Source organism: uncultured Sphingomonas sp., assembly GCF_913778135.1.
GTDB lineage: Bacteria > Pseudomonadota > Alphaproteobacteria > Sphingomonadales > Sphingomonadaceae > Sphingomonas.
Genome location: NZ_CAJYVU010000173.1, coordinates 1 through 5,016, shown reverse-complemented (window position 1 = coordinate 5,016; position 5,016 = coordinate 1). Strand labels below are relative to the sequence as shown.

Annotated in this window: 5 protein-coding genes; all 5 read left to right on the top strand. The window is 68.4% G+C overall.

Annotated elements, in window-relative coordinates; all coding sequences use genetic code 11:
- Positions 1-107: 107 nt before the first annotated feature.
- Positions 108-1,286, top strand: coding sequence for an inositol-3-phosphate synthase (locus tag QZ847_RS15375; protein ID WP_294358145.1), 1,179 nt, complete (start codon positions 108-110; stop codon positions 1,284-1,286).
- Complete coding sequence (locus QZ847_RS15370) at positions 1,283-2,215, top strand: hypothetical protein (RefSeq protein WP_294358142.1); 933 nt, start codon at positions 1,283-1,285, stop codon at positions 2,213-2,215. Before QZ847_RS15375 ends, QZ847_RS15370 begins: the two co-directional genes overlap by 4 nt.
- A complete protein-coding gene (locus QZ847_RS15365; protein ID WP_294358134.1) occupies positions 2,212-3,339 on the top strand; it encodes a bifunctional 2-polyprenyl-6-hydroxyphenol methylase/3-demethylubiquinol 3-O-methyltransferase UbiG in 1,128 nt (375 codons plus the stop codon). Before QZ847_RS15370 ends, QZ847_RS15365 begins: the two co-directional genes overlap by 4 nt.
- Positions 3,339-4,343, top strand: coding sequence for a Gfo/Idh/MocA family oxidoreductase (locus QZ847_RS15360; RefSeq protein WP_294358131.1), 1,005 nt, complete (start codon positions 3,339-3,341; stop codon positions 4,341-4,343). Before QZ847_RS15365 ends, QZ847_RS15360 begins: the two co-directional genes overlap by 1 nt.
- The coding region (locus QZ847_RS15355; protein WP_294358128.1) for a hypothetical protein at positions 4,334-5,016 on the top strand (683 nt) is incomplete at its 3' end. The genes QZ847_RS15360 and QZ847_RS15355, both read left to right, overlap by 10 nt.

Here is a 5,016-nt window from a genome sequence, read left to right as displayed (position 1 = left end):
GGCGGAACAAAGTCGCATTTTGTACGTGCGTCATGGGAACGGTGGCGTTGTTCGCTTCTTTCTCCCTTTCATTGGGTCCGCTCTCGGACCGGGGTTGGGGAATGAACATGGCAGAACGGCTGGGCGTTGCGATCGTCGGCGTCGGTGGTGCGGTCGCGACCACCGCGATCGCGGGGATCGAAATGATCAAGGCGGGGTCGAACAGCCTCGACGGGCTGCCGCTCGCCGACCGCGACGTGGCGGGCATGGTTGCGTATCGCGACATGGAGTTCGGCGGCTGGGACCTCGCCGACGACACGCTCGGCGCGTGCGCGCTGCGACACGGCGTGATCGGCGAGAAGGAACTGGCCGACGGTGCCGCGGTGCTCAACCAGATGCGTCCGTGGAAGGCGGCGGGCTCGACCGGCTATTGCGCCAACATCGACGGCCGCAACAAGCTGACCGGCGGGCACCGCGGCGCGATTGAGCAGATCCAGGCCGATCTGGCGCGGTTCAAGGACGAGAAGAAGCTCGACCGCGTTGTGGTCGTCAATCTCGCCTCGACCGAGCGCAAGCCCGGCGACGATGCCGCGCTGCAATCGCGCGAGGCGTTCGAGCGTGGCCTTGATGCCGACGACGCAGCGATCAGCCCGGCGATGCTCTACGCCTACGCCGCGATCGATTCAGGCACGCCCTACGCCAACTTTACACCGTCGGTCGCCGCCGACGTCGCGCCGCTGGCCGAGTTCGCGGCCGAGCGCAACGTGCCGGTCGCGGGCAAGGACGGTAAGACCGGGCAGACGTTTATGAAGACCGTGATCGCGCCCGCGCTGCGCGATCGCGCGCTCCACGTCGACGGGTGGTTCTCGACCAACATCCTCGGCAATTCGGACGGCTTGGCGCTCGATGATCCCAAGTCGCTGCAGTCGAAGCTGGGCACGAAGAAGAGCGTGCTCAACCAGATCCTCGGTTACCCGGTCGAGGATCACATCATCATGATCCATTATTACAAGCCGCGCGGCGACGACAAGGAAGCGTGGGACAACATCGACCTGACCGGCTTCATGGGTCAGAAGATGCAGTTGAAGCTCAATTTCCTGTGCAAGGACTCGATCCTCGCCGCCCCGCTCGCGATCGAGATCGCGCGCTGCCTCGATCTGGCGAAGCAGCGCGGCGAGGGCGGCGTGCAGGAGCAGATGGGGCTGTTCTTCAAGCTGCCGCAGACGCGCGGCGACTATGATCCGGTCCACGGCGTGCCCGAGCAGCAGCTGATCCTCGACAATTGGCTGGGCGACAAGGACGCGTGACCGACGCGCCAGTGCTGGAGATGATGGCGGCGGAGGCGCCGGGGCTGACCCCGGCCGCCTTGCCGTTCCTGCGCGAGCTGGGCGATCTGAAACGGGTTCGCTCGGCCGCCGTACCGGGATCGATCGCGGAGCGGTTGTTCGTCGCCGGCTGGGCTGCGCTGGTGCGTGGCAACGATCCCGCGGAGGTGACCGCGCGCGTCACGGCGGCGGCGCTGGTGTCGGCGCGGCTCGGCGACCTCGACCTTGCCGCGATGAAGGCGCTCGGCGTCGGTGAGCAGGCAGTCGCGGTGCTCGAGCGTGCGTTCGACGAGATCGAGGGCGAGGTCGCGCCGTCGCTCCACCCGATGTTACGCGCTGCATTGCCGCTCGGTCGGCCGGCACTCGGCGACACGCCCGCCTTTGTCGGCAAGCTGGCACGGCAACCGCGCGCGGGCGTGACCTGTCCAGGGCAACCGCGCATCATGCTGCAACCGCCCGAGAACCATGCCGAACACTGTTTGATGGTCGCGGTCTATGGCGTGCTGGCGAGCGCGTGGCACGGTGCCGATCCGGTGCCCGTGTTTCTCGCCGGCATGGCGCACCATTTCCACAACGCCGACATGCCCGACAGCGGCTATTCGGGCGAGATGCTGCTGGGCGACGCGCTCGACACCGCGATTCAACACGCGCGGGCGGCGAGCATGGCGGAACTCGCTCCCGACCTGGCGCACGTCATCGGCGATGCGCTGGCGCCGATTGGTGGTGACGAGACGCCCGAGGCGCGCGCGTTCCACGTCGCCGACGTGCTCGACCGCGTGCTCGAGATCGAGCAGCACACCCGCGCCGCCCGCCTGACGATGCAGGTGGTGCTGGGCGATTACGGCCTCGTTCACGACGGGCCGGTTAAGGCGTTCCACGACCGCATCCTGCTCGACGCGGGGTTGATGTGACGGGAGAGGCGAGCCGCTGGCGCTCGCCGCTGACCGGGCGCGTGCTGGTGCACGACACGCCGCACTCGCTCGCCTGCCTGGGCGAGCGCTGGCCGGTGGTCGACGGAATTCCGTATCTACGCACCGAGAGCGAGGGGCTGGTCGCGGTGGCGCTCGACCATCTCGACGCGGGCTGCCCCGATGACGCGCTGGTCGCGCTGCTGACCGATCAGGACGCGTGGTGGACCGGGCCGGCGACCGATCTCGCCGAACTGAAGCGGCTGGTGCGGGAACGCGACACGCTGAACTTGCGCGAGGCGATGGCGCTGCTGCGGCTGGGGCCGGTGGCGGATTATTTCGCCTATCGCTGGAGTGATCCGACTTATCTCGCCGGGCTAGCGCTGTTGGAAGCGCATTGGACGCAGCCCGCGACCGCGTTCGAGCTCGCCTGCGGGATCGGCCATTACCTGCGCGATCTGACGCGTGCGGGTGTCGCGTGTCTCGGCGCCGATGTGGTGTTCGCCAAATGCTGGCTGGCGAAGAACTGGGTTGCGCCTGACGCCGATTACGTCGTGTTCGATGCCGCCGGAGAGTGGCCGGTGGCCGATCAGCGCTTCGACCTCGTCATGTGCCACGACGCCTTCTACTTCCTGCCCGATCAGCCGCGCGTGGCCGAGCGCTTGCGCGAAATAACTGCAGCCGGTGGCGTGCTCGCGGTCAGCCACGTGCACAATGCGGGCGTGAACGGTGGGCCGAAGGGGCCGGCACGATCGGGTGCGGAGTGGCGCGCCTTGTTCCCGACCGCGCAGGTGCACGACGAGCGCGCGCTGCTGTGTGCGCTGATGAAGCAGTCGGTGCCGCCGACGACCGACTGGCGCGACGATCCGGTGGTCGAGGCGTGGTCGCTGGTCGAGGGCGCGGGTGAGCCGCGGGCGGTTTCGGGCGGGGTGGCGATGCCCGCCAGCGACGCGGCGCTGAGGCGCAATCCACTCATCGGCGACGATGGCGAGGTCGACTGGCCCTCGCCGCGCTACCGCGACGAATATGCTGCGGGCTGCTTCTGGGCGCTGCCGGACGACGCGCTGCCGTTCGACGCCGAGGACGCGCGGTTGCGCCGCACCGTCGATCTGCCGGAGCGGTGGTGATGGCTGCGCCTACGCGCTGGGGGATCGTCGGCTACGGCTGGGTCGCGCGCGATTACATGGCGCCTGGCATCGCGGCGGCGGGTGGTGTCGTGACCGCGGTCGCCGATCCATCCCCTGCGTCGCGCGCGCGTGCCGAAGCCGCGGGCCTTGTGGCGTTCGATAGCGTCGAGACGATGCTTGGCGCGGGAGCGTGCGACCTCGTCTACGTCGCGACGCCGAACGACGCGCACGCCGCGCCCGTCGCCGCTTGCGCGGCCGCGGGCGTGCCGGTGCTGTGCGAGAAGCCGATCGCGGCGACCGCGCAGCAGGCCGAGGTAATGGCGGCATCGCTCGGCGATACGCTGTACGGTACCGCGTTCGATCAGCGGCATCATCCAGCGCACGCGGCGGTGGCTGACGCAATCGCGGCTGGCGACATCGGGCGTCCGGTGGCGGTGCGGATCGTCTACGCCTGTTGGGTCGATCCGGCCTGGACGCCGGATGGTGGGGAGCACGATAACTGGCGCGCCGATCCGGTGCGCGCGGGCGGGGGTGCGGTGATCGACCTCGCGCTGCACGGCCTCGACCTGTCCGAGCGGTTGCTCGGCGAGCCGCTGACTGATCTTTCGATTCAATTGCAGCGTCGCATCCACGATTACCCCGTCGACGATGGCGGCATGTTGTCGGGCCGCACCGTGTCGGGCGTGCTGTTCCAGTCCCATGTCGCCTATAATTGCGCCGAGGTGCTGCCGCGGCGGCGGCTCGAGGTGCTCGGCGAGCACGGGCTGCTGATCGCCACCGACACGATGGGGCAGACCGCCGGCGGTACGTTGGTGCGGCGCTGCGGGCAGAGTGGCGAGGAGATGCCGGTCGCGTTCGACGCTGCTACCTCTCCGTTCGCTGCGCAGGCCGCTGCCTTCATGGCGGCCGCGCGCGGGGAGCCGCACGATTTCTCGATGACGCGCGATCTGGCACTCATGCAACTGTTCGACCGCGCTTACACGGAGGCCCGCCGGTGGCTTTGAGCTGGTTCGCCTGCGCCAATTGCGGCTTCTGGCAGAAGCATTTCGCGCCGCCCGACTGTCCCGTCTGCACCGATGTGCGCAACGACCTGCCCGAGGATGGCTGGTGCTTCCTGCCCGAGGCGGAGGTCGCCGCGACCCACGATGGTGGTGCGCGCGAGGTCGCGCCGGGGCTGTGGGCCTTTACTACCACGCCCGCGCTGGGGCTCGCCGGTACCGGATGGTTGATCGTGCGCGATGGCGGCAACATCGCGTTCGAGGCAGCACCGTTCTACACCGAGGCAATGCTCGACCAGGTCGAGCAACTCGGCGGCATTGCCTTTCTGTCGGCCAGCCATGCGCACGGCTACGGCGCGTTGTTCCAGCTTCAGCGCCGCTTCGAGCCCGAGATCGTCGCGATTCAGCGCGATGATCTCAAGATGACCAAGGCGTTCCGCGTCACCGCGCCGTTCGACGACGTGCTCGAACTCGCCCCCGGCTACACGCTGCACCACGTCGGCGGGCATTACGAGGGGCAGGCGGCACTTCACGACGCACCGGGCCGTCGCCTGTTCTGCGGCGACATGTTCAAGATCGACCAGGATGCCGATGGCCGATCGCACGCGATTTCCAGCCACAAGGCCTTTCACAAGGATATTCCGCTGACTCATGCCGAGCTTCGTCGCTACCGCGACGT

Coding starts and splice junctions, on each gene's coding strand:
- QZ847_RS15360 (WP_294358131.1), top strand. CDS start 3,339: ATGGCTGCGCCTACGCGCTGGGGGATCGTCGGCTACGGCTGGGTCGCG.
- QZ847_RS15375 (WP_294358145.1), top strand. CDS start 108: ATGGCAGAACGGCTGGGCGTTGCGATCGTCGGCGTCGGTGGTGCGGTC.